Raw genomic sequence first — 24,021 nt, forward strand, 5'->3', positions numbered from 1 at the left:
ATGTATTCAATCGGTCGTATGATTGAAGTGGGTTTATTCCTTGGGGCTCTAAGAGTGAGGTAAATTCAATCAAACGTTTGATTGAATTTTACAACTGCTGCGTTTTGTTGAATCGTGTCACTAACCTCTCGCTACCGTAAAGGATGAAACCGATAATGCTCCTTGCCTTTTCAAAAGTCTCCCTGCGTGCAATAGCGTAGAACCTGTAGTATATATATCGTCAACTAACAACACTTTCTTACCAACAATTTCTTCCTCACTAGCAATTTTGAAGACATTTGAGAGGTGGATCCTTTCTTCACGAGACTTTTTCGATTGTTTTTCTGAATGAGTACGTTTTAAAACAAATGTTGGTGAAAATCCAGCCTCCAAAATTAATGCTTCCGCTTGATTAAATCCTCGTTCATATAAACGCTCATTACTCAATGGTATTGGGACTAACAAATCGTACTCATTACTCACTTTTTTTAGACCTTTACAAAGAAGTTTCGAAAGCACATAGTCTCCACGAAATTTATATCGACTTATAACTCCTTTTAGAAAGTCATTGTAAACATAAAGAGATATGTTATGTTCTAGGATACCTTTCCACTCTTTATCTTCCTCCCAGCGAACACAGTCGTAACAAAACTCACCTTTACGAAATTCCTCAGCCAAACCTTCAAAAGGTCTATTACAACGAGCACAACATTCTCCTGTAATAGGGACAAGCTGTATTGTACATTGGTCACATAACAAAACCTCTTCTTCCCTAGAAAGCAAATTTCCCCAACCGATGGCCAAAAGGATTCCTTCTCCACAATAAAGGCATCTCACTCGTCAATCAGCCCCTTCACTTGAGCTTCTCTATTCATTGAAACGACCTGGTCTTTTGCCTTTTCCATTGCCTGAGTCCTTCCATTATGAAAAAAGTTCACACTTCCATACGGTTTATCTGCACTTCTTCCGACCCTTCCCGCAATTTGAACAAGTGCCGACTCTGTAAAAATCCGATCCTCAGCACCAAGAACCGCTACATCTAGACCAGGAAAGGTCACTCCCCTTTCAAGAATGGTTGTCGTTACAAGTAACGGAATCTCTTTCTTTCTCATCTTTAGTACCTTTTCTTTTCTGTCAGGATCCTCAGCATGCACCGACTCAATACTGTCATTAAATATTTGTAACAATGGCAATATCTTAGCCATCCACGCAACAGTTGGGACAAATACTAGCATTGGCGTATCATCTAACAACCGCTGTTCAATCCACTTTTGCAACTTTGAAGGTAACCGACCTTTATTGACCACCTTCTCCCAGTTGCCACACCAAACAAACTCAGGAACAGGCAATTCATGCCGATGAAAACGAGCAGGAATGGTTACAAAGTTTCTCTTCCCGCCTCGACATTCCCTTTGCCACTTCTGGCTAGGAGTTGCCGTCAAATAAATCAAACTCGAATCAACCTTTCGAGCATTCCTACCTGCATGCTGAAGCATCGGATCCACAGAATAAGGAAATGCATCCACCTCATCAACAATAATCACATCAAACGCGTGATAAAATCGTAATAACTGATGGGTAGTAGTAATCGTTAAAGGGGAAAACTGATGGCGATCATCTGAACCACCGTATAGAGAGGCAATTTGTATAGAGGGAAACACGGTCTGTAATCTTGGAGTTAGTTCTAACACCACATCTGTACGCGGAGTAGCAATACACACTCGCTTACCACTAGCAATAGCCACTTCAATTCCTTTAAAAAGAAGCTCTGTCTTACCAGCACCACACACGGCCCAAACAAGCAACTCTTCATTATGAGAAATAGCCTCAACCACTCGATCCGAAGCTACCTGTTGACCATCAGACAGTGAACCACTCCACTTAAGAGGGGCAGCTTCTATCTCCGGCAACTCACCACTCCATCCATACAATGGCGTACACTCACTCACACGTCCCATCATGATACAAGCACGGCAATACATACATTTCTTTCCACACCGAGCACAAGGAAACTCAGCAAGTAACTCCTTATCACTATTGCCACACCGATTACAATATGCCCGACCTTTCTTATCAAACAAAATTCCAGGTCTTTTAGAAATTAAAGGAGAATCAACCATCTCAAAGGGGATTTCTTCACGAAGAAGCTGCTTACCAGCGAGGACATTTCGAAGGGAATCAACCAAATTCAAATTATCACCTCATTATAAAATTTTCAAAAAACGCCCGAAAACTAGAAACACCATTCCAGCAATCGCTGAAATGGTGCCAAATAATAATAGATATAAGTTCAGTAAACCAAAAAATTATTTCTTTACCCAGCCAAGGCCCATAGAGCCTTCACCTAAATGCGTACCGATAACCGGTCCGAAGTAACTAATCACAAATTCAACGTTTGGAAGCTCAGCTTCAAGCTCTTTCTTCCATTCATTCGCTTCTTGCTCACGATTGGCGTGAATAATCACTGCACGATATTGCTCACCAGCTGAAGCTTCTACCAACAAATCAACCATTCGACGCATCGCCTTTTTACGTGTGCGAATTTTTTCAAAAGGAACAATTTTCTTGTTCTGAAAATGAAGAAGTGGCTTCACCTGCAGCAAGCTTCCGATCAAGGCTTGAGCACTTGATAATCTTCCTCCACGTTGCAAATGGGATAAATCATCCACCATAAAATAAGCGTATAACGTTTTCTTCATTTCTTCGAGTCTTGCCATGATTTCGTCTGGCCCCTTACCTTCTTGAGCCATTTGCGCTGCCTCTAATACGTAAAATCCTTGAACCATGCAGCTAATTTCCGAGTCAAATGCAAACACATCAATATTCTCTACCATTTCTCCAGCTGATATTGCCCCTTGGAAGGTGCCACTGATCCCGCTTGATAGGTGGATGCTGACCACTGAATCATAGTCTTTCGATAGTTGTTCGAATAGCTGAACAAACTCACCAACGGGTGGCTGTGAAGTGGTTGGAAGCTCACGATTCTTTACCTTTCCAAAAAACTCTGAGGCGGTAATCTCTACTTCTTCTCGATACGTCTCAGTACCAAATATCACACTTAAAGGAATCATATGAATATCCAGCTTGTCACGCAGGTCTTTCGGGATGTACGCGGTACTATCCGTTACAACTGCCGTTTTCATATAAAAGTAACCACCTTTGTTTTTCTCTACTATATGTCTCAAGCCTATTTTATATGAAAACTATACAAATTGCATTACCTACACGCTTATGAGGGAAATCTTAACTCGCATCCTTTATGCCCCTACGAAGTATTTCTTCCAAAATGAGATCAACAAATCTCGTATCCAGGTTATAGTTTATTGCCTTGCTATAGACGTTAACTAAATCCTCATCTGATAATATACCCAAAGATGTATTAATGGAAAACACATCCATTATACTAGATTTAGTAGTATTATAAGCAAAAACACCTAGAAGTAAAATGTTTTTCACTACTTTGTCAAAATTGGAAATGCTTCCAAATGCAAAAAAAGACACCTGCCAAGACAGATGCCCCTCTACATATAGTTTATCGAACCTCAACCCAACCCTTTTTAATGGCTTCGACTACCGCTTGAGTACGATCATTTACATTCATTTTTTGAAGAATATTACTTACGTGGTTCTTAACCGTTTTTTCACTAATAAATAAAGCTTCCCCAATTCCACGGTTACTCTTTCCGTCTGTTAACAACTGAAGAACTTCACACTCACGGCGAGTAAGTAAGTGAAGTGGACGACGAATTTCTGCCGCTCCCACATAACCTCCACCGCCTTCACCAGCTAATCGACGATATTCTCTTACTAGATTATGTGTCACTTTCGGATGTAAATAAGAACCTCCATCAGCCACTACCTTTACCGCTTCTACCAATGCATCTGCATCCATTTCCTTTAACAGATAGCCACTAGCACCTGTTTGAAGTGCATGTGTTACGTAGTTTTCGTCATCATGAATGGAAAGAATGATGACTTTTGATTCAGGAAATTTCTCAATCAGTTGTCGAGTGGCTTCCACACCATTCACATCAGGCATATTAATATCCATAATAATAACGTCTGGCTGATACTCTTCTGCAATCGTAACGGCTTGGTTACCATCTTCCCCTTCAGCAACAACCTCGAACGTTTTTTCAAAATCTAATATTCTTTTGACACCTTCTCTAAATAATTGGTGGTCATCAATAATGGCAATCTTTGTAGTCATTTCTCTCAGCCTCCCTAAGCCTATTCAATAAATTAACTCTCTAATGGAACTTGTATAATGACAATCGTCCCTCGACCAACTTTTGAGTCGATGGAAAGCTGTCCTTGTAGAAGCTCCACTCTCTCTTTCATTCCTAATATTCCAAACGACTCTGGCTTGTCCAAATTCATATCAAAGCCTTTGCCGTCATCTTTTACTACTACTGAAATACTATTTCTTGTCAGCTCGAGTTTTACTTTTATTTCATGTGCTTCTGCGTGTTTGATGGCATTTTGGACAGATTCTTGAACCAATCGAAATAATGCCACTTCAAACTTGGCTGGTAACCTTTTTTCATTCCCCAAATTAACAAAACTGATTTTGGTATCACTATGATACTCTTCGATCGTTTGTAGGTATTTTTTGAGGGTAGGCACTAAGCCTAGGTCATCAAGTGCCATCGGACGAAGGTCATAGATAATTCTACGCACCTCATACAACGCATTTCGCACCATCTTTTTTAAATTTTTTATCTCACCCATGCCTGCTTGTTCCCCATGCTCACGGAAAACACGTTCAATTAGATCCGAGCGCATCATTACATTTGCCATCATTTGGGCAGGACCATCATGGATTTCACGAGACACACGTTTTCTCTCTTCTTCCTGAGCCTCTATAATACGCAAGCCAAACTCCTGCTTCTGCTTTGCGTCCTCTAATACTTCACCGACTTGCTTGAGATCACTCATCAGATAGTTCATCACGACGGAAATTTGCGAAACTAGATGCTCAGCTCGGTCAATCGTTTCCGTCAGACCATGTAAACGGCGTTCAATATCGTCACGGCGATCACGAAGTTGTTTCTCCATTTGCCGCTTCATTGTCAATTCCATTTGGAGCTGATGAGCTTTTTCATAAGCATCGCGAACCTCTGTCTCGGTATAGTCCTTGAAGTGCATGCTTACTTCAGACAATCTTTTCCGAGCAAAACGTGATTGAGTTTCAAGCTTATCACCATCATCAATCACTTCGATGACCATTCGCTTCACATCTTTTAGTTCATCTGCGAGCGATTCATAGTCCTTCCGACACTGCTCTCCAATACGGAAAATTTCGTCCTTACTCGTACCAACCGTCTCTATCATTTTTTCAAGAATAAAATCAAGCGACTTTATATCAAATTTTTTCTTCAACATAATAATTCCTCCAAGGGTCCCATTTTCCCTTTCGGCTTTGATATTATTTTAGCTTGATTTAGATAAATATACTATCTCTTGGTGGAGAAAAAACTGTCGAAACGTAAGAAAATCGTTAAAAAGAACGATAATATTTCGACCGCATATGCTATTTATCCTATATATTAAATTTAACAATCGTTACTTTTATAATACCTAAGAACTAAATATATTATGTTGATATAGTAGATATGGTGAATTTTATTCACTTTATCATTATAACATGATAAAAAATTACATAGATTAAAGTTTGTTTACAAACAGTTTGAAGTTTGATGAAATATGTCACAAAGTTTTATACTATTACTAAGAAATTATTCATAGAAAATCTTTACTAGAAAGGAGCTTATTCCATGCTCCCCTCATATCTAACTGTAAAAGGCTACGGCGAACATGAAATTGTTATTGAAAAATCTCGATTTATCGCTCATATATCTCGTGCAGAAACAGAAGAAGAAGCAATAGAATTCATTCAGAGTATAAAAAAGAAGCACTGGAATGCGACGCACAACTGCTCAGCTTATTTAATCGGAGAACATGACCTTATTCAGAAGGCAAATGATGATGGTGAACCGTCAGGAACAGCTGGTGTACCGATTCTCGAGGTATTAAAGAAAAGGAAGTTAAAAGACACAGTAGTGGTAATTACTCGCTACTTCGGAGGCATTAAGTTAGGAGCTGGCGGGCTCATCCGTGCATATGGTAAATCAACGTCAGAGGGCTTAAATGCCACTGGAATTGTTGAACGTAAGCTTATGAAGGTTGTTCATATAAAAGTCGATTACACTTGGCTTGGAAAGCTTGAAAATGAATTACGCGCTTCCGTATATGAAATAAAAGAAATACACTATCTTGACGCAGTAGAGTTTGAAGTATTTGTGGAAGAAGTAATGGTTGAAACATTCACGCATTGGATGGTAGAAATGACTAATGGACAAGGGAAACTTTCAACAGGGGAAACACTTTATCAAGAGACACTTATATAAATTTAGGAAGACCTCAGGAAACCATGCTCCTGAGGCCTTTATTTTATGCTTTATTCTTTTCATTAACTGGTCTAAAACCATTTAGGAAATTCAAGAGAGGTCGATATCCTTCTCCTACCAGACCAATTTTTTCAACGAATAATTCAATAGCTACAAGTATCGCTAAAAGAATAACAGTTGAACCCCAAAGCGTTGCCTGTGAGAAGATAAAGGCTGCTAAGCCAAATACTGCACTCATTGCATAAATGAGCAACACAGTTTGTCTATGTGTATATCCAAGCTTCAACAGGCAGTGGTGTAAATGAGATTTATCTGGTGCAGACAATGGCTGCTTGTTCACTAAACGTCTAACAATCGCAAAGAGCGTGTCCGAAATTGGCACCCCTAAGATAATGACAGGGATGATTAACGATACGAAGGTAACTCCTTTAAATCCTAGTAGAGATAGAACAGAGATCATAAATCCTAAAAATAATGCACCTGTATCTCCCATAAAGATTTTTGCTGGGTGAAAATTATATACAAGGAAACCTAAGCTAGAAACAGCTAATAGTAAAGCCATTATCATTACATAAGGATTTCCAAACGTATATGCCATTGCAGCGATAGAAAATAATGCAATGGTAGATACCCCTGCTGCTAACCCATCTAATCCATCAATTAAGTTGATTGCATTCGTAATTCCAATGATCCAAAACATTGTAATTGGGATACTAAGATAACCAAAGTCCAATTCCCCACCAAAAGGCAAGTTAATGAATTCGACTCTTATATCACCAACTACTACCACTACTAAAGCTGCTGCGACTTGCCCTAGTAACTTTACTCTAGGTGAAATCTCCTTCACATCATCAAAGGCACCCGTTAAAATAATGATCAAGCTACCAAGTAGGATGGGAAGATGAATTCCACCATCAAGATTCAGCACATGTATTAAATAATTATCATTTGGCTGAATAATTAATACCCCAATTAGAAAGCTTATATAGATAGCAAGACCACCAAGGCGAGGCATGATTTTTTGATGGACTTTTCGTTGGTTAGGTTTATCAGTAGCTCCAATTAAGAAAGCAAGTTTTTTTATGATCGGTGTCAGGAGTATTGCTGCTAAGAAACAAATGATTAACGTAAGATACACAATATGCCCCTCCATGTTTTTATCATTATCTATTTAGTGAAAAAAAATGTAGATTTTTTTTCTTTATTGTCTAATATTCAGAGTAATTCTTGGAAAGAATAATTCCTTGTGAATTATATCATAAAGCCCAATCTAATTGGAATGATATTTTATTACCCGATATAATTTTAATAAAACCGTAATAAATTTAATACAACATATTTGACGTTAGCCCGCGAAAAAAGTTTCTCTATAAATTAAAGTTCAACTTTTCAGAAAATAGAAAAAACCTGCAGAGACAAATATACTCTACAGGCTTGCTTTTATGCCAATTCTTTTAAATATTCTTTTAAAGCTTCCTTCCAATCACGCAAAGGAGTAAACCCTTCTTCTTCTATCTTCTTTTTGCTTAAGACTGAGTATTTCGGTCTAGCAGCTGGCCTTGGAAATTCCTCAGAAGTTAAAGGATTGACTTTTACATCCATTCCCGCTTGCTTAAAGATTTCAACTGCAAATTCATGCCATGAACATATGCCCTCATTAGAGGCATGATACACTCCGTATTTTTCGGAATCAATTAATTCTACCAAAAATTTGGCTAAATCGACTGTATAGGTAGGAGAACCAACTTGATCGTATACAACTCCCAATTCCTTACGATCTTGACCAAGCTTAAGCATCGTCTTTACAAAGTTGTTACCGTTGATTCCATATACCCAAGCCGTTCTAACGATAAAGTGCTTTTCTAACGTTTCCTGAAGAAACTTTTCTCCCACAAGCTTTGTCTCTCCATAAACCCCAAGAGGTTTTGTAGGGTGATTTACCTCGTAAGGCTCCGTTCCATCACCATCAAAAACATAATCTGTGCTGACATAGACCATTTTCGCACCGACAAACTTGGCTGCCTCAGCAAGGTATTTTGTTCCAAGCGCATTTACCTTATAGGCTCCCTCTTGATCTGTTTCTGCAGCGTCCACATTTGTATAAGCTGCACAATGTATAATAGCCTCTGGGCTTAGGTTCTGAACATAAGATGAAACAGCTGATTCATCTGTAATATCTAGCTCAGATCGACCAACTCCAACAGCCTCGTGCCCCTTAGCTGTAAGTTCTTTCACTACATCGTATCCAAGTTGTCCATTGACGCCAGTTACTAATACTAACATTATTCAACCTCTAAACGATCAGCATATTGAGCCTTGAAGTAGTCTTGGTAGTCACCAGAGATGATATTTTCCCACCACTCTTGGTTTTCAAGATACCACTTGATCGTTTGTTCAATACCTGTATCAAAATTATATTTTGGAGACCAACCTAATTCCGTACGAAGTTTAGTAGCATCGATAGCATAACGACGGTCATGACCTGGACGATCCTTAACAAACTTCATTAATGACTCTGGCTTACCTAAATGCTTAAGAATGGTTTTTACGATTTCAATGTTAGTGCGCTCATTGTTTCCACCCACATTGTAAACTTCTCCATCACGACCTTTGTGAAGAACAAGATCAATGGCTTGGCAATGATCTTCTACATGTAGCCAATCGCGAATGTTTAAACCATCTCCATAAATTGGAAGCTCTTTATCATTTAAAGCATTAATGATCATTAATGGGATCAACTTCTCAGGGAAGTGGAATGGTCCATAGTTATTTGAACAACGAGTAATGTTTACTGGTAGTCCGAATGTTTCATTGTACGCACGAACGAGTAAATCCGCTCCTGCTTTACTAGCACTGTACGGGCTATTAGCCGCAAGTGGTGTTTCCTCTGTGAAGTAACCTGTTTCTCCTAAAGTTCCGTACACTTCATCAGTTGAAACTTGAAGGTATTTTGTTACTTTATACGTCTTAGCAGCATCTAAAAGAGCTAAAGTTCCTTGAATATTCGTTTGTACGAAAATCCCTGGATCTGTAATACTGCGGTCCACGTGAGATTCAGCTGCAAAGTTTAATACATAATCGAACTTTTCCTCTTTAAAAAGACCATCAACAAAGTCACGATCAGCAATATCTCCACGAACAAATTTGTAATTTGGAGCATTTTCAATGTCCTTTAGATTTTCTAAATTACCTGCATACGTAAGCAAGTCCAGGTTTACAATTGTATACTCTGGGTATTTATTAACCATGTAGCGAACAAAATTGCTACCAATAAAGCCCGCACCGCCAGTTACTAATAATTTCATATTAAGATCTTCCTCCTATTCCTCAAAAACAAAGTTCAAAGTTGTTGCTTCAGCTAATCTTGGATGCTTCGTATCTTTTTCAGACAATATTGGATTAGTCGTTGGCCAATCAATCGCAAGTGCTGGGTCATCCCATGCAATTCCACCATCATGCTCTGGTGAATAATACTCATCAACCTTATACGCTACTGTAGAGTCTGGAACTAATGTACAGAATCCATGTGCAAAGCCCTTCGGTACAAGTAATTGACGCTTATTATGCTCAGAAAGAACCACTCCTACCCACTGTCCATAAGTAGGTGAACCTTTTCGAATATCTACAGCCACATCATAAATCGCCCCAGTAACACAACGAACTAATTTCGTTTGTGCCTTCGGATTTAACTGAAAGTGTAATCCACGTAGCGTATGAACAGGTGCAGATAACGATTGGTTGTCCTGAATAAAATCAAATTTTAGTCCCAACTCATCGTAAAGACTTTTATTATAGCTCTCCATAAAATATCCACGGTGATCACCGAATACTTTAGGTTCTAGTATTTTAACGCCTGATAGTTTTGTATCAATTACATTCATTTTTATTCCCTCACTTAATGGATTACTTTCCTTGGCTAGCGATCTTAACTAAATACTGTCCATACTGGTTCTTCTTTAATGGCTCAGCAAGCTCGAGAAGCTTCTCTTTTGTAATATAACCCATCTTATAAGCAATTTCTTCAAGACATGCTATTTTTAATGATTGTCTCTTTTCTACTGTTTCTATGAACTGAGAGGCTTCTAACAATGATGCATGAGTTCCTGTATCTAACCATGCATATCCACGACCTAGTAATTCCACGTTCAACTCACCGAGTTCTAAATAAGCTTTATTTACGTCCGTAATTTCTAGCTCTCCACGAGGTGAAGGCTTAATATTCTTAGCGATATCTACTACTCGGTTATCATAGAAATATAGTCCTGTCACAGCATAGTTTGATTTAGGAACCTCAGGTTTTTCTTCAATTGAAACAGCTTTTCCATCTTCATCAAACTCAACAACCCCAAATCTCTCTGGGTCATTCACATAATATCCGAACACGGTAGCCCCAGTTTCTCTTGCAGCTGCTCTTCGTAATTGTTCAGTTAAGCCGTGTCCATAGAATATATTATCTCCAAGCACAAGAGCGACACTATCGTCACCGATAAACTCATCTCCTAAAATAAATGCTTGTGCCAATCCACCTGGATGTGGCTGAATTTTGTATGTAAAGTTCATTCCTAAATCAGATCCGTCACCTAGAATTTGCTCAAATCTTGCCGTATCTTCTGGTGTAGAAATAATTAAAATATCTTTGATTCCAGCTAGCATTAATACTGATAGTGGATAATAAATCATCGGTTTATCATAAACAGGCAATAGCTGCTTTGAAACGACCTTTGTTAATGGATATAATCTTGTTCCACTTCCACCTGCAAGAATAATTCCTTTCATTCATACCAACTCCTCTTTTTAATATAGAAATATAAATACAAAAAACGAAAAGTACCTTCCCCATTATAAATAAGGATGTTATAAAAAGACAGAAACTATCGATTTTTTAACAAAAAAGTAATGTTTCAAACAATATCGTCAAATCGATACTTTGATATACTTAGCCGTCTTATCCAAAAGGAGATCTCCCCTTTAATAGGGAGAACTTCCTTATCATTTATCATGAAGGATGGAAATTAACAAGGATTACTTCAACGATAAGAACTTTTTCAACGTTTGCATAGCTATACGTTTATTCTTTACGATTAAAAATTGCTTAATCAATCGTTTAAACAGTTGTGATCGGTAAGCTGGAAGCAATTCCTTATGGTAGTGTTGATAGAAATAACTTTCAGAATCAATGATACTTTTATATCGATTTACGGACACTCTACTATAATCCATAACAGAAAGCTCATGTTCAAGACTAACATCGAGAACTTGTACCTTAAAACCTTTTGAATAGATCTCATAAAATATCCAATGATCTAAATAATCAAGCGCAAAGCTCTCATTAAATCCATTTATTTGATTCAAGAAAGATATCTTTATCAATGAAGCGGAATTTATTGCCATGACAGGTTTTTGCTGTATACCCGCTAGCGGACGGTCTTGTTGAAGCGGACGTAACGTATCACTAAACACTGGTGAAATAAGCGTTCCATCGCATGATATGATTGGTACTACGGCAGCAATATCTCTGTCCACATCTTTTACTTCTAGCATTTGTTGAACATATTGCCTAGTTACTTCAGTATCATGATCAAAAAGGACGAGCCATTCACTTCCGTTAGATTTTGCAACTGACCACGCATAGTTATATGCTGTAGCAATACCTAGATTTCTCGGATCATGTTTATACGAGATGTTTATATCCTCATACCTTTTCTGGTCAAACTCTTGAGGATTTGGGCTATTATCGTAAAGAATGATCGATATATCTTCTGACAGGAATTCCTGACTATTGTTCATCAGGGTTTGAAAGGTCTTACTTGCCTCAATACTTTGGTTATAAAAGACTATTATGATGGTTTTTTTCATCTCGTTGCCCCATGAAGCGAGGATTCTTTCCACCTTTGTGACAAGATTAATACCACAAGGAAGAAGCTAATTCCAATTGGGTTATTAATAAAAGGATTGATATTGGTTACAAGTAAAACTCCCATAAACGCAGCCATCAAAGAAATTTCTTGCGCGTTCAGTTTTCCACTTTTTTTATATCCTACATAATAATTATAATAAACAAGGAAGAATAAGAAAAACCACACTGCAAGCCCCACTAGTCCCTGCTCAACTAGAATATCTAAGAAACTCATTTCAATTCCTTCTAAACGTTCAGCAATTTCTGTACCGTATCCAGTCCCAATAATAAGATTAGCTGGGTTTTCAAAAAGGATCCTTTTAGAGTCCACGATGAATTCTAGACGTGTATTTACACTCAAGTCTTCAACTTCAATTTGCTCTTCTAACTCACTATTATTGGGATCTTCAACAACCACATCCTGTTGAAATCTTTCTAACGTCATGTATTTGTATAGGAAAGGAAGTAACATGACAAGGACCAATAAGATACCTGCCTTTTTAACAAACCATTTCGTTTGAAATAATCCTTTTACCTTTTCTGTTAGCTTATTAAATGAATCTGAAACAACCTTACCATCTAACAGGATAATCATCAGCAAACTGACCATTAAAGCTAGTAAAAAACCTCTTGTCTCTGACCATAAAACAGACACCGTTCCTAATGTAACAAGAGCAATATTTATTTTGGAAAATTGCTTATTTAATACATCATTTAAAGCAATGATTAGAGCAATAAGTACAAACAGGTGACTCTTATAAAACACACTATTACTTGGTCTAAAGAAGAGATCGTCATTCATAATCTCATTCATAAAAAGGTAGAAAGGGCCAAAATTTGCACTAAAGACTGTTTTTCCTAATAAGGAAACAACAATTGTAAAGATCGAAACAACCACAGCACTATTCTTAAGAATCTTAATAATATACTCCTTAGATATTCTTATCTCAGAGATATAATAGGCTAATGGAAAGTAGGCCATAAAGTAAGAAACTCGGAAGAAGTCCATTACTACAATAGAAAGTGGGTGGCCTTTCACAACTCCGATAACCGCACTAATAACAAACCAAACAAGGAGTGCATAAATCCCTATTGTAACAGGGTTAAATCGCAAAAACGTATTTACCTTTTTATCAAAAATAGCCTTCTGTTTAATCATTCGGTAAATAAACGTTAGTAGAAGGACTAAAAATAAGACTTGGCGAATGGAAAGAAAGCCAAAATCAATCAACCTTCCACCACCGCCAACGAATAACTCAACAAATAATATTGTTAGTAAGACTTTTTCAAACTTGTTCATTAAGATACCTCTCCATTCTTACAAAGCTCAAGGAGAACGGATCTCCTCTTTCCCTTAAGATGCGCTTCTAGTGATATTTTGAACGGTCTCTTTAAGGGTAAAGTTTTTATATTTCATCGCTCTCTTCTCAATTACATACCAAGACATAACAGCAAATACCAATGTAGGTGGAAAAGAGAGCAGGAAATTTTCCCATGGAGTTAACTGATTATGAAAAAGATGCGTCATAATCTGTTGGAAAGGAAACGCATAAATATAAATCCCATAAGAAAAATCTCCGAATTTCCCAAAGTTATGCAAGTGCAATCTTGTCTCAAACGCTAAAGAGAAGATTAAATAAGCACCAAATATCGTAAAGGTATATTCAAAATAACCTACTTTAGCAGTAACTAGTAAAACAACAAAAGATAAAAGGGTAACCCATCCATTCAACTTAATTTGGTTTCTGAACAGGTAAAAAATCATCCCTGCACTAAAATAGCGGAATAAATCAGTATAAAACCCGCCTCTACCTGAAAAGTAAAAAGTAGTACATGCAAGGAATAATCCTACAACCACTTTTTTGTTTAAAAGCTTTAAGAACCCTAATCCAGCAACAACAATATAAAAGAAAAACTCAAACCATAAAGTCCATAATGAGCCATTCACTGCTCCAGGCCACTTATTGGTTGCGAACACACCAGGCAAGTCAAATTGAAGCCAATATAACGTAACGGTTTTTAGATAATCATAAGTTTCTCGGTTTTTAAAATACTCAAGGAGACCAAGATCTGTAAATATTGGACCTAATAAGAAGATAGACAGCATAACACACAGGATAAGACCAGGGAAGATCCTTAATACTCTAGCTTTAAAGTAATAAACAGGATCCTTCGATCGATCAAAACTTTGAGTGATAAGAAAACCACTTATCACAAAGAAGATACTAACCGCGAATTCACCAAACGTCATTTGCCCTTTTGTAAACACAGCAAATGGCTCTGAAGCATTGTTACCGGTCGTTAACGGATAAGCATGCGAAAATAAGACCAAACTAGCTGCAATGAAACGAATAATATCTAAGTTGTTTTTCCGTGTATCAATACACTCATTTATATATTTCCCCTTAAGAAACATTCAGCATCCACCTTTTCAATTTTTAATATATAGAAATGAAATGTTTCTCTGAAACTAACTTTTTTCACTTATGGGTAACCTGTAATACCAAAAGAAATTATAGCATTAACATGTCGGATTTTGTATCACTTTATTTTCCAATTACTTAATATTTGTTGATATTATACAGCATCAAGATTATAATTTTGGTTATGCAATAAATTTGTAAGACCTTTAAAAATTCTATTAAAGAAGGGATTTTCTAAGTGATTAATAGAGCAAATAGAGTAGAGAAGAAAAGAAAGAAAAAGCTCCGTCTTCTTCGAGTATTCTTCTTAAGTCTTTTTATATTATTTGTCGGTGCCGGCGTTTATTTTTATAATGTATACTCAGATGTGGCGAATGCTGTCGATAAAATGCATAATCCTATAGATCGAGAAGTATCAGAAAAGCGTGAGCAACAAGTTGAATTTGATCGAGAAGATCCTTTATCTATTCTTCTTGTCGGGGTAGATAAGCGCGAAGGAGATAGTGGTCGAACAGACTCGATGATTGTAGCAACGATTAACCCTGATACAAATAGCACGAAATTACTAAGTATCCCGCGCGATACAAAGACAGAGATCATTAGTAATAGTGATCCTGATAAAAATAGAACAACTAAGATGAATTCAGCGTACGCTTATGGTGGAATAGAAATGACCATTGATACTGTTGAAAACTTCTTGAATGTTCCCATTGATTACTATGTAGAGGTTAACATGGAAGGCTTTAAAGACATTGTCGATGCAGTCGGTGGAATTGATGTTAATAATCAATATGAGTTTGAACTAGATGGTACAACCTTATATGAAGGCCAACAACATCTCGATGGGGAAGAAGCTCTTCAGTATGCAAGGATGAGAAAAGAAGATCCACTTGGTGATTTTGGCCGTCAAGAAAGGCAAAAAGAAGTCATATCAAAAGTTGTTAAAAAAGGTGCAAGCTTATCCTCATTAGCGAATTATGATGATATTTTAGAAGCTCTACAAGATAATGTACTAACAAACTTAACTCTTGATGATATGATTGGTATCCAAGCAACGTACAAAGGTGCAGCGAAAAAGATCGAAAAGCTTCAAGTAGAAGGTGAAGGCAAAACGATCAGTGGTGATGGTTGGTATTTTTTTGTAACAGATGAAACTCGACAAGCTTTGTCTGATGAATTACGAACACATCTTGGTCTTCCGACAGATGCTGTTGCTGAAATAGATGTTGATTACTAAAAAAAGCCCAATATGGGCTTTTTTTATTTGTGTTTTATATATGACTGTAATAGTAAACCCGAGATTTGAAATCTCCACATAATCTTCTCTTTTAATGAAGAAGTATTTTCAACAGTTGTTACCGTAGACTCATGTCTTCGATAATAAATAAGCTTTTCAGGTATGAGCAATGCACCTTTATTCATATCCGCCACTAGCCCAATCCACATATCATGCATAGGGGCATTCCTAGGGATAGGAAGAACTTTGTCCTTTAGTTCCTTCCTAAATGACATAGCACAACCAATATAGCTGTTTTTAATAATGTTTTTTATTACACCTGCACGACTGCCTCGATAGTCATAAAACGATTCCATCGTTGGCTGTAGATTATTATCTACTACTGTGATATCAGACATAATCATTAGAACAGCAGGATGTTTTTTATAATAGGTCTTTACTGTTTCAACCTTTTCAGGTTTCCAAATGTCATCTTGATCACTTAAAAAGATGATTTCATTTTTCGTATGTTTAATCGCATTTTCAAAATTAGGGGTAACTCCTTTTTCATCCTGCATAAACAACTTTACTCGAGGATCAGTACTAATATAATCATTTATAATTGAAACAGTATTGTCCTTTGAATGATTATCAGAAATAACCAACTCATCTTCATCGTCAAGTTGAGAAAGAATGCTATCAATCTGCTGTCTAATATATTTTTCTCCATTATAAGTGGCCATTGCTACAGAAACATTCATTGTTGTCCTCCACTAGCTTTCGAAAAGAAATTGTATCCTTCTTCTCCGGTTATACCAAGTATGTCTTTCACAAAATACTGAATCGAGTATCGTTCCTTCACTTTCTCGTCCACTGGAACATAGGGAGTAGTCATAAATTCTGTCGGTACAACCACATGATTTCTGTCAACAACACAAATATTATTTGGATGATAGAAATCATAATTCTTAATTTCTTCATTAGTAGTAATCATTTTTTTATTTGCACCGAGCATTTCAATGGTTCTCATCGTTAATCCCGTTTGTTTTGGATGCTGAATATCAACTACAGCCCTAGATTGTTTTAACTTAGATGTCAGTTGTTCACTCGGTAATCCAACAAAGGAAAATTCAGATATCTTACTACCCTTCACATCACTAGTAAACCATTTTCTTTGATAATACATTAACTTACTAGGTAGAAATAAATAATAAAACACCTTAAGCTGATTTTTCTCGAATTGCTCCCTAACTTCTTTTAAAATGCGATAGCGATCACTATGGACTGTTCCAACGAAGAATAGGTCATAGCAAAGTTCTGTCTTTTCTTTAGCATTTTGTTCATATTCAATATCAAAAAATAAAGGTCTAAAGGTTAAACCGAACTTCTCACAATCTTGTTTATCAAACGAGAAAACTTCATCAAAATACTCTAACTTTTCTAGGGTATTTACCTTATTAGCTACTGAATCCCAAAGCATTAGTACCATTCTTGCTTGTGGATTCAATTCTTTTACCTTATTTAGGAAAAACTGAGGAGTCGCCTCCGCCTGACAGATAAAGATATAATCGTACTTTTTATTCGTTATCTTGGAAGTGATTTCTTCATAATATCTATTTACTTGTCCTGTGACAAAATTCCGGTTGATTCTTAATAGGGCTTTTGAAAATACAGTATTTGAAGGGCGTTCATCGAAATAATCAACTTCTGCCCCCATAGACTCCATTGCCCTCATTATTTTTTTATGATAATTAAAAAACAAGGGACATAAAAATAAAATTTTTTTATTTTGCAATGAAGAGACCATTACTTATATAACCCTTTTTTCTTCATTTCTTCAATTGATTTCTGATAGTTGTCTTCAACGACTTCTTGCTGGTTTACCCAATCAACAAATTTGCTAATTCCTTCTTCAAAGCTTACCTTAGGCGTAAACCCAAGCTTCTCATGAATTTTAGTCAAGTCAGCGAAGTTATGACGAATATCACCTAAACGATAATTGCCACTAATAACAATATCCGTTTCAGACTGGTATTTTTCCTTAAGAAGAGTTGCCACTTCCAATACGTTTGTACAAACACCTGTCCCTACATTAAAGCTTTCATAATTTGCTTCTTCTTTTTCAATTCCTAGAATTGTTGCGTCAACGATATCATCAATAAATACAAAATCCCTTGATTCTTTTCCGTCCTCAAAGATATTAATATTGTTTCCATTTTTAATAATCGTTGAAAAGATGGACAGAATTCCTGTGTATGGATTCTTTAATGATTGTCCAGGACCATACACATTCTGATAGCGATAACCCACGACTGGAATATTTAACGACTTACCTACCACCATACACATATCTTCCTGCATTTGTTTCGTAATTCCGTAGATAGATGTTGGATGAATTTTCGTTTCCTCTGTAGTAGCCATAACCTCCACATCACGGTTACAGATTGGGCATTTCACTTCGAAATCCCCCTTACTCATATCTGCTTCTGTTCTCGCTACAGGGTATACCGTTCCGTGCTCTGTACAATGGTACATTCCCTCACCATAGATAGCCCTTGAAGCAGCAATCACTATTTTCTTCACTTGGTGCTCTTCATTCGTTAGAATGTCTAATAGATTCGATGTTCCCTTTACATTTACATCAATGTATTTATTGATTTCATACATGGATTGACCAGTACCCGTTTCAGCTGCTAAATGAACAACCACATCTTGTCCCTTTAATGCCTTTTTCCAATCCTCACTGTTCACTACGTCACCTTGTATAAAATTCACTTTGTCTTTAATGTTTAAGAAGAGTTCAGACTTTGTTCCATCTTCCCCATGAATTTGTGGAGATAGATTATCCAGAACCGTTACTTGGTAACCTTTATCTAATAGTTTTAAAGCTAAATTACTACCGATGAACCCTGCTCCACCAGTGATTAATATATTTTTTATCATAAAAGTTCCTACTTCCTTTAGTAAAGAATAGTTATCACAACTATGTACGATACACCTAAGTTTCGCACACTATTATACAAAAAGTAATAAATAAGTTCAAACATCGTTTTTACTATGCCTAATAGCCTTGTTCCTCTACATTCTTATTTTGAGCAAAGGTGAGCACAAGTAAGAAAAAAACAATTCCTATTGGGTTATTAATAAAGGGATTGATATTCGTTAAAAGAACCATTCCAACAAAAGCACCTATTAAGGAACGATCTACTGTTGTTATTTCATATCCATTCTTGTAAGCAATATGATAATGGTATAACACAAGCAAGCATAGATATAGCCAGATGGATAATCCTATCGCCCCTTGTTCGACCCAAATATCCAGGAAACTCATTTCAATTCCTTCTACTCGACCTGCAATGCTGGTTCCATATCCTTCACCAAATATAAAGTTGATCGGATTCCTCAGTAATATCTCTTTTGAATCTAATAAAAACTCTATTCTTGCACCCACACTCGTATCCTTCACATTGCTTTGTTCTTCGTTTGTTTGATCCTTAAATCTTTCCAATGTTGTATATTGGTACAGATATGGAACAAGAATCGTTAGCAAAACAAGCACAACGACTTTTGTCATGATTTGTCTGTTTTTTAAGATGGCCCTGCTTTTTTGTAACCATTCTTCAATTGAATCCGTAAAGATCTTCATATCGAAAAATACAATCACAAATAAACCTACTAATAAAGCAATAGAAAAACCTCTCGTGTCTGACCAAAAAATAGATATGGATCCTAAGAGCACATTGAGAGTATTAATCGTAGAGTATTTTTTTGACAGTATATCATTTAAAGATAGCACTAAACCTATTAGTACATAGAAATGACTCTTATAAAACACGCTATGACTCCGTCTAAATAGTAGATCGTCATTCATAAAACTTTTCCAAAAGGCCATATAAGACTCGAAATTCGAGCTAAAGATGGTCTTACCTAATAAAGCAATCACAATCGTGTATATGGCTACGACAAGTGCTCCATATTTTAGAAGGCTAATAATTTTCTTCTTTGAAAACCTACTCTCCGATATATAGTATGCTAGTGGAAAATATGCAGCAAAAAATGAAACTCTAAAAAAATCCATAGCTATTACTGATCGAGAATTTCCATTAAAAAATCCAATCAAAGCACTAACGAAAAACCAAGATATGAGTACATAAACTCCAATTGAAACAGGGTTGAACCGAATAAAAGTATTCACATCTCTGTTGAAATATGCCTTTTCTTTTACAATCCGAAAAAGGAATGTAACAAAAAGTAAGATAAACAATACCTGTCTAATGGAAAGAAATCCGAAGTCGATGAGTCTCCCTCCACCACCTATAAACAATTCCACAAAAAATATGGTTAGTAACATTTTTTCAAATGTATTCATACGCGTTTCCTTCCTGTGTAACTAGGCTTATCTTAAACAAAAGCTCCTCTTTGTTCAGTACCTTCAGAATGCTTTGTACTAACGAAAGAGGTCTATAACTTTTATGCTTGATGATTAATAAAGTCCTTAAGTAGATTTAATATCTTCTTATTTCCACTATGAAATTCGGTAGGTTGAAAATGTGCCACCTGTTGAATGATATCCCTAAATTTTAGTGGCTCATTCCAGTATAAAATATGACCTGTTTCATAAAACTGTTTCACAATCTCTAACTGGTGATCATCATTGTGTTCTCCATATTTTATTAACCGGGGAACAGCAATCACTTTTTTTCCCATTTTCATACCCATCGTAATTGAACCCGTACCGCCATGGGTGATAATTAAGCTTGCCTTATTATATAACTCCGCCATATGCTCGTACGTTGTAAAATCAATGATTTCCATTAAATTCGATTCATATTTGGTATGACCTGCCTGTACAAGGACTTCCTCTTGAATCGTCCCTGCTATGATTTCTTTCTCTATTTCCTCGAGCAAACGATTAAAGGGAAGTTCATGAGTTCCTAACACTACAACTATCAATAGATTGAACCTCCATAAACCGCTTTCGGATAATGCTTTTTCATACTTTGCCATTGGACGATAAAAAGATCAGCTATTGGATAAACCATTTTACCTGATATGGTTGGTGTCGATGTTTTAGCAAAACTTTCAATAAATACGACCTTTTTCCCAAATACCTTGGCTATATAGCAAATCGGAACGGCTGTATGGGCTCCCGTTGTTACAATCACATCTGGTCTTTCTCTTAAAAAATAATACAAAGATGTAAGGATATTATAGCTTAGCTTAAAAATATATTTAAATGGATAATTCCTTGCACCATACATAAGAAAAGAGATACGATATTGCTTGCTTAGGTCCTCTGTAATGATCGATTTTTCCGTCACAATATGATAATCATATTCCTCGAAAAGGGGTTTTAGTTGTAGCAATTGAGTCAGATGTCCACCTAGTGAGGAGATAAAAAGCACTTTTTTTCGTTTTCGTTTTGCATTTCCCATTTTATTACCCTCCAGAAGGAAAATAAACATTGATAACCTTTTGTAGTAATTGTCCTTGTTCGTTTTCCTCTGCTTTTTTTAAGCCATTTTTAATTAATGTATCTCTCGTATCCTTTGATGAAAGAACCTCCACCATAGCATTTGCCAATTCAACAGGATTTTTCACACTAGTTATGATACCAGCATTTCCTGATAATAGATGTCTCAATCCTCCTACGTTCGTTCCAATTACCGGAGTTCCACATGACATCGCTTCTAATGCCACAAGTCCAAATCCCTCGATATGTGCAGGTAACACTAGACAGTCAGCTGCACTCATCCAAAGCGCAATGTCAGCTTGCTCCTTTGTCCCTAGGAAATGCACTCTGCTTTCTAGTTGTCTCTCGTTTATCTCATCCTCTAATTGCTTTTTAAATAATGGTTGTTTCTCTGCACCAATTAAATAGAGTTGAACATCATCCCTACTATTGATAGCAATTTCAAAAGCTTCAATAAGCTCTAGTAACCCTTTTTGCTCAATGAGATTCCCTACAAATAAAACAACATCTTCTTTCCTATCAAATCCGCACTGAATTCTTGCTTCCTGTTGATTAACCGGTTGAAAGATCTGACGATTTACTCCCATATTTATAATAGATAGTTTATCAGGAGGTATTAAATAGTCCTTCTTTATTTGTTCATCAAGATCTTCTCCAACAGCAATGATATGGTCAGCCCCATGCAATACCGTTCGAGTCATACGAAAAAGTCGAGGGCTCTTTTTAGCCATCTTCTCAATGTCTCCACCGTGTGCCGTTACAATGAGTCTTGTTTTAAATAGCTTTTTAAAAATAAGACCTAAATATCCACTTGGGAAAACATAATGAGCATGAACAACATCATATTTGGATCCTTTAAAAATTAGAAGGAAAATAGTCTTGAGAAACCAAAATAGATACTTGGTTAAAACACTGACTTTTCCGCTCTTTGGATTTGTAATAGCAACCACATCTACCTGTAGTTGTTGCTCCTTTAATGCATCTACTTGATTTTTAACAAAAATGCCAAAGCTTTTGTACTGAGAACTAGGATACATATTTGTTATAACAAGAATATTTTTATTCTCCATTTTGGTATCACACCTAATTTTACTCTACTCGTAGTTTCTTATTTTAAAAAAAACACATAAAGACATTATAACAATTTTCACATATGAAAAGAACCAAAAACGTAAATTCGTGTCGCCTTATGTCTTATTTACTAGAAATATTACAGAACCAAAAAATATTATATATCGTTTATGATTTGAGCTATAATAGAATGGTTGTTAAAATACATGGGGAATATTACGGTTTAAAGAAGGGATAACATGAAGATAACCATTACTGGTACAGGCTATGTTGGTCTCGTGACTGGTGCTTGCCTTGCAGAAGTAGGTCATCAGATTACTTGTTATGATATAAACGAAGAGAAAATCTCCATATTAAAACAAGGAATCTCACCTATCTACGAACCAGGCCTTGATGATCTGTTACAAAAAAATATAAATAGCCAAAACTTGGCTTTTACATCTTGCCCAAAGGAAGCCTACCAAGATACAGATTGTATCTTTATTGCTGTGGGAACTCCATCAAATGAGGATGGATCTGCAAATTTGACCTATATTGATAAGGCAGCCATTGAAATTGCAGAGCATTTACAAAAGAGTAGTACCGTCGTAATTAAAAGTACGGTCCCAGTTGGTACAAATGAACGGATTGGACGCTTAATACAAGAAAGAGTTTCTCCTTCTATTAATATAGAGAGTGTATCGAACCCAGAATTTTTACGTGAAGGAACCGCTATTAAAGATACCTTTCAAGGTGACCGAATTGTTATTGGTTCCCACTCTTCTGAAGCTGCAAAGAAAATTGAACAAATATATGAACCGTTCCAACTACCTATCGTGCATACAGATATCCGAAGTGCAGAAATGATTAAATATGCCTCCAATTCCTTCCTCGCCTTAAAGATTAGTTTTATTAATGAAATTGCTAATCTATGTGAAAGAATTGGTGCGAATATTGATCATGTATCAAGAGGAGTTGGACTTGATAAACGAATTGGTAATAAATTTCTTCATGCTGGAATTGGTTTTGGTGGCTCATGCTTTCCAAAGGATATTAACGCATTAAATCATTTAGCTAATGATTTAGACTATGACTTTAAAATCCTACAATCGGTTATAGATGTGAATCATAGACAAAAAGAGCTTCTATTCAAAAAAGCAAAGACCTATCTTCACTCTATGTCTGGAAAAAAAGTCACCGTTTTAGGACTAACCTTTAAACCGAACACGGACGATATTCGTGACTCTGTTTCTTTGCAATTGATTCAAGACTTACTTTTAGAGGATGCAGAGATAACAGTATATGACCCAATTGCAATGCCACAAGTTGAAAAAATTTATGGCAATAAAATAACTTACGCGAAATCTGCATTACAGGCACTCTCAGACTCTGAAGCTGCATTCATCGTAACGGAGTGGGACGAAATTGTTCAGTTATCTTTAGAAAAAGTGAAAGAAACGATGGCAGTTCCCATCATCTTTGATGGACGTAACTGTTATTCAATAGAAGAAGCAGGTAAACACGGGATACAGTATTACTCTATCGGTAGACCTACAGTGAAGTAATTATACAAA

General features: G+C 36.5%; 24 protein-coding genes. 3 read left to right on the plus strand and 21 right to left on the minus strand.

Going from position 1 to position 24,021, the window contains the following annotated elements; genetic code table 11:
- Positions 1-120: 120 nt before the first annotated feature.
- The 6 genes from ACVBAX_RS16145 to ACVBAX_RS16170 form a co-directional block, all read right to left on the minus strand.
- Positions 121-783 carry a ComF family protein gene (locus ACVBAX_RS16145; protein ID WP_447117920.1) on the minus strand — a complete coding sequence of 221 codons (663 nt, stop codon included), beginning with the start codon at positions 781-783 and terminating at the stop codon, positions 121-123.
- A 29-nt stretch (positions 784-812) separates the two neighbouring features.
- Entirely contained in the window at positions 813-2,171 is a 1,359-nt protein-coding gene (locus ACVBAX_RS16150) for a DEAD/DEAH box helicase (RefSeq protein ID WP_447117921.1), read from the minus strand.
- A gap of 114 nt (positions 2,172-2,285) precedes the next feature.
- A complete protein-coding gene (locus ACVBAX_RS16155) occupies positions 2,286-3,122 on the minus strand; it encodes a DegV family protein (RefSeq protein ID WP_447117922.1) in 837 nt (278 codons plus the stop codon).
- Between the two features lie 100 nt (positions 3,123-3,222).
- A complete protein-coding gene (sda, locus tag ACVBAX_RS16160) occupies positions 3,223-3,378 on the minus strand; it encodes a sporulation histidine kinase inhibitor Sda (RefSeq protein WP_447117982.1) in 156 nt (51 codons plus the stop codon).
- Positions 3,379-3,511: 133 nt separating this feature from the next.
- On the minus strand, positions 3,512-4,189 hold the full coding sequence (locus ACVBAX_RS16165) for a response regulator transcription factor (protein ID WP_340905586.1): 678 nt from the start codon (positions 4,187-4,189) through the stop codon (positions 3,512-3,514).
- Between the two features lie 32 nt (positions 4,190-4,221).
- Positions 4,222-5,364 carry a sensor histidine kinase gene (locus ACVBAX_RS16170; RefSeq protein ID WP_447117923.1) on the minus strand — a complete coding sequence of 381 codons (1,143 nt, stop codon included), beginning with the start codon at positions 5,362-5,364 and terminating at the stop codon, positions 4,222-4,224.
- A gap of 392 nt (positions 5,365-5,756) precedes the next feature.
- Here ACVBAX_RS16170 and ACVBAX_RS16175 point away from each other — a divergent pair, with 392 nt between their 5' ends.
- Positions 5,757-6,389: a YigZ family protein gene (locus tag ACVBAX_RS16175; RefSeq protein ID WP_447117924.1), complete on the plus strand. Its 633-nt coding sequence runs from the start codon at positions 5,757-5,759 to the stop codon at positions 6,387-6,389.
- Between the two features lie 43 nt (positions 6,390-6,432).
- On the opposite strand, the gene ACVBAX_RS16180 is transcribed toward ACVBAX_RS16175, so the two are convergent.
- The 8 genes from ACVBAX_RS16180 to ACVBAX_RS16215 form a co-directional block, all read right to left on the minus strand.
- Positions 6,433-7,530 (minus strand): glycosyltransferase family 4 protein, encoded by a 1,098-nt coding sequence (locus ACVBAX_RS16180; RefSeq protein ID WP_340906360.1) that lies wholly within the window; start codon positions 7,528-7,530, stop codon positions 6,433-6,435.
- A 299-nt stretch (positions 7,531-7,829) separates the two neighbouring features.
- A complete protein-coding gene (gene rfbD / locus ACVBAX_RS16185; protein WP_447117925.1) occupies positions 7,830-8,672 on the minus strand; it encodes a dTDP-4-dehydrorhamnose reductase in 843 nt (280 codons plus the stop codon).
- On the minus strand, positions 8,672-9,694 hold the full coding sequence (gene rfbB / locus ACVBAX_RS16190; protein ID WP_447117926.1) for a dTDP-glucose 4,6-dehydratase: 1,023 nt from the start codon (positions 9,692-9,694) through the stop codon (positions 8,672-8,674). The genes rfbD and rfbB overlap by 1 nt, the downstream gene beginning before the upstream one ends.
- A 15-nt stretch (positions 9,695-9,709) precedes the next feature.
- Positions 9,710-10,270: a dTDP-4-dehydrorhamnose 3,5-epimerase gene (rfbC, locus tag ACVBAX_RS16195; protein ID WP_066055817.1), complete on the minus strand. Its 561-nt coding sequence runs from the start codon at positions 10,268-10,270 to the stop codon at positions 9,710-9,712.
- Between the two features lie 22 nt (positions 10,271-10,292).
- A complete protein-coding gene (gene rfbA / locus ACVBAX_RS16200) occupies positions 10,293-11,165 on the minus strand; it encodes a glucose-1-phosphate thymidylyltransferase RfbA (RefSeq protein ID WP_447117927.1) in 873 nt (290 codons plus the stop codon).
- A gap of 246 nt (positions 11,166-11,411) precedes the next feature.
- Complete coding sequence (locus ACVBAX_RS16205) at positions 11,412-12,245, minus strand: glycosyltransferase (RefSeq protein ID WP_447117928.1); 834 nt, start codon at positions 12,243-12,245, stop codon at positions 11,412-11,414.
- Complete coding sequence (locus ACVBAX_RS16210) at positions 12,242-13,585, minus strand: O-antigen ligase family protein (RefSeq protein ID WP_447117929.1); 1,344 nt, start codon at positions 13,583-13,585, stop codon at positions 12,242-12,244. Before ACVBAX_RS16210 ends, ACVBAX_RS16205 begins: the two co-directional genes overlap by 4 nt.
- 54 nt (positions 13,586-13,639) lie before the next feature.
- On the minus strand, positions 13,640-14,701 hold the full coding sequence (locus ACVBAX_RS16215; protein ID WP_447117930.1) for an acyltransferase family protein: 1,062 nt from the start codon (positions 14,699-14,701) through the stop codon (positions 13,640-13,642).
- 245 nt (positions 14,702-14,946) lie between these two features.
- Here ACVBAX_RS16215 and ACVBAX_RS16220 point away from each other — a divergent pair, with 245 nt between their 5' ends.
- Positions 14,947-15,945, plus strand: coding sequence for an LCP family glycopolymer transferase (locus tag ACVBAX_RS16220; RefSeq protein ID WP_447117931.1), 999 nt, complete (start codon positions 14,947-14,949; stop codon positions 15,943-15,945).
- Positions 15,946-15,968: 23 nt separating this feature from the next.
- On the opposite strand, the gene ACVBAX_RS16225 is transcribed toward ACVBAX_RS16220, so the two are convergent.
- The 7 genes from ACVBAX_RS16225 to ACVBAX_RS16255 form a co-directional block, all read right to left on the minus strand.
- Positions 15,969-16,685, minus strand: coding sequence for a glycosyltransferase family 2 protein (locus tag ACVBAX_RS16225; protein ID WP_447117932.1), 717 nt, complete (start codon positions 16,683-16,685; stop codon positions 15,969-15,971).
- Entirely contained in the window at positions 16,682-17,641 is a 960-nt protein-coding gene (locus ACVBAX_RS16230) for a lipopolysaccharide biosynthesis protein (protein ID WP_447117933.1), read from the minus strand. Before ACVBAX_RS16230 ends, ACVBAX_RS16225 begins: the two co-directional genes overlap by 4 nt.
- 89 nt (positions 17,642-17,730) lie before the next feature.
- A complete protein-coding gene (locus ACVBAX_RS16235; RefSeq protein WP_447117934.1) occupies positions 17,731-18,867 on the minus strand; it encodes an SDR family NAD(P)-dependent oxidoreductase in 1,137 nt (378 codons plus the stop codon).
- 118 nt (positions 18,868-18,985) lie between these two features.
- The gene (locus ACVBAX_RS16240) at positions 18,986-20,293 is read right to left on the minus strand and encodes an O-antigen ligase family protein (RefSeq protein ID WP_447117935.1); all 1,308 of its coding nucleotides are present in this window, start codon (positions 20,291-20,293) and stop codon (positions 18,986-18,988) included.
- Positions 20,294-20,394: 101 nt separating this feature from the next.
- Positions 20,395-20,877 (minus strand): PssE/Cps14G family polysaccharide biosynthesis glycosyltransferase, encoded by a 483-nt coding sequence (gene pssE, locus ACVBAX_RS16245; protein ID WP_447117936.1) that lies wholly within the window; start codon positions 20,875-20,877, stop codon positions 20,395-20,397.
- Complete coding sequence (gene pssD / locus ACVBAX_RS16250) at positions 20,874-21,359, minus strand: PssD/Cps14F family polysaccharide biosynthesis glycosyltransferase (RefSeq protein ID WP_447117937.1); 486 nt, start codon at positions 21,357-21,359, stop codon at positions 20,874-20,876. The genes pssE and pssD overlap by 4 nt, the downstream gene beginning before the upstream one ends.
- A 4-nt stretch (positions 21,360-21,363) precedes the next feature.
- Complete coding sequence (locus tag ACVBAX_RS16255) at positions 21,364-22,467, minus strand: glycosyltransferase (RefSeq protein ID WP_447117938.1); 1,104 nt, start codon at positions 22,465-22,467, stop codon at positions 21,364-21,366.
- A gap of 240 nt (positions 22,468-22,707) precedes the next feature.
- Here ACVBAX_RS16255 and ACVBAX_RS16260 point away from each other — a divergent pair, with 240 nt between their 5' ends.
- The gene (locus tag ACVBAX_RS16260; RefSeq protein ID WP_447117939.1) at positions 22,708-24,012 is read left to right on the plus strand and encodes a UDP-glucose dehydrogenase family protein; all 1,305 of its coding nucleotides are present in this window, start codon (positions 22,708-22,710) and stop codon (positions 24,010-24,012) included.
- Positions 24,013-24,021 lie beyond the last annotated feature (9 nt).

The organism is Robertmurraya sp. GLU-23 (genome assembly GCF_052983275.1).

Coding starts and splice junctions, on each gene's coding strand:
- rfbD (WP_447117925.1), bottom strand. CDS start 8,672: ATGTTAGTATTAGTAACTGGCGTCAATGGACAACTTGGATACGATGTA.
- ACVBAX_RS16170 (WP_447117923.1), bottom strand. CDS start 5,364: ATGTTGAAGAAAAAATTTGATATAAAGTCGCTTGATTTTATTCTTGAA.
- ACVBAX_RS16230 (WP_447117933.1), bottom strand. CDS start 17,641: ATGGGGGCAGAAGTTGATTATTTCGATGAACGCCCTTCAAATACTGTA.
- rfbC (WP_066055817.1), bottom strand. CDS start 10,270: ATGAATGTAATTGATACAAAACTATCAGGCGTTAAAATACTAGAACCT.
- rfbA (WP_447117927.1), bottom strand. CDS start 11,165: ATGAAAGGAATTATTCTTGCAGGTGGAAGTGGAACAAGATTATATCCA.
- rfbB (WP_447117926.1), bottom strand. CDS start 9,694: ATGAAATTATTAGTAACTGGCGGTGCGGGCTTTATTGGTAGCAATTTT.
- ACVBAX_RS16215 (WP_447117930.1), bottom strand. CDS start 14,701: ATGTTTCTTAAGGGGAAATATATAAATGAGTGTATTGATACACGGAAA.
- ACVBAX_RS16165 (WP_340905586.1), bottom strand. CDS start 4,189: ATGACTACAAAGATTGCCATTATTGATGACCACCAATTATTTAGAGAA.
- sda (WP_447117982.1), bottom strand. CDS start 3,378: ATGGATGTGTTTTCCATTAATACATCTTTGGGTATATTATCAGATGAG.
- ACVBAX_RS16205 (WP_447117928.1), bottom strand. CDS start 12,245: ATGAAAAAAACCATCATAATAGTCTTTTATAACCAAAGTATTGAGGCA.
- ACVBAX_RS16175 (WP_447117924.1), top strand. CDS start 5,757: ATGCTCCCCTCATATCTAACTGTAAAAGGCTACGGCGAACATGAAATT.
- ACVBAX_RS16155 (WP_447117922.1), bottom strand. CDS start 3,122: ATGAAAACGGCAGTTGTAACGGATAGTACCGCGTACATCCCGAAAGAC.
- ACVBAX_RS16235 (WP_447117934.1), bottom strand. CDS start 18,867: ATGATAAAAAATATATTAATCACTGGTGGAGCAGGGTTCATCGGTAGT.
- ACVBAX_RS16255 (WP_447117938.1), bottom strand. CDS start 22,467: ATGGAGAATAAAAATATTCTTGTTATAACAAATATGTATCCTAGTTCT.
- ACVBAX_RS16240 (WP_447117935.1), bottom strand. CDS start 20,293: ATGAATACATTTGAAAAAATGTTACTAACCATATTTTTTGTGGAATTG.
- pssD (WP_447117937.1), bottom strand. CDS start 21,359: ATGGGAAATGCAAAACGAAAACGAAAAAAAGTGCTTTTTATCTCCTCA.
- ACVBAX_RS16210 (WP_447117929.1), bottom strand. CDS start 13,585: ATGAACAAGTTTGAAAAAGTCTTACTAACAATATTATTTGTTGAGTTA.
- ACVBAX_RS16225 (WP_447117932.1), bottom strand. CDS start 16,685: ATGAATGTTTCTGTAGCAATGGCCACTTATAATGGAGAAAAATATATT.
- ACVBAX_RS16260 (WP_447117939.1), top strand. CDS start 22,708: ATGAAGATAACCATTACTGGTACAGGCTATGTTGGTCTCGTGACTGGT.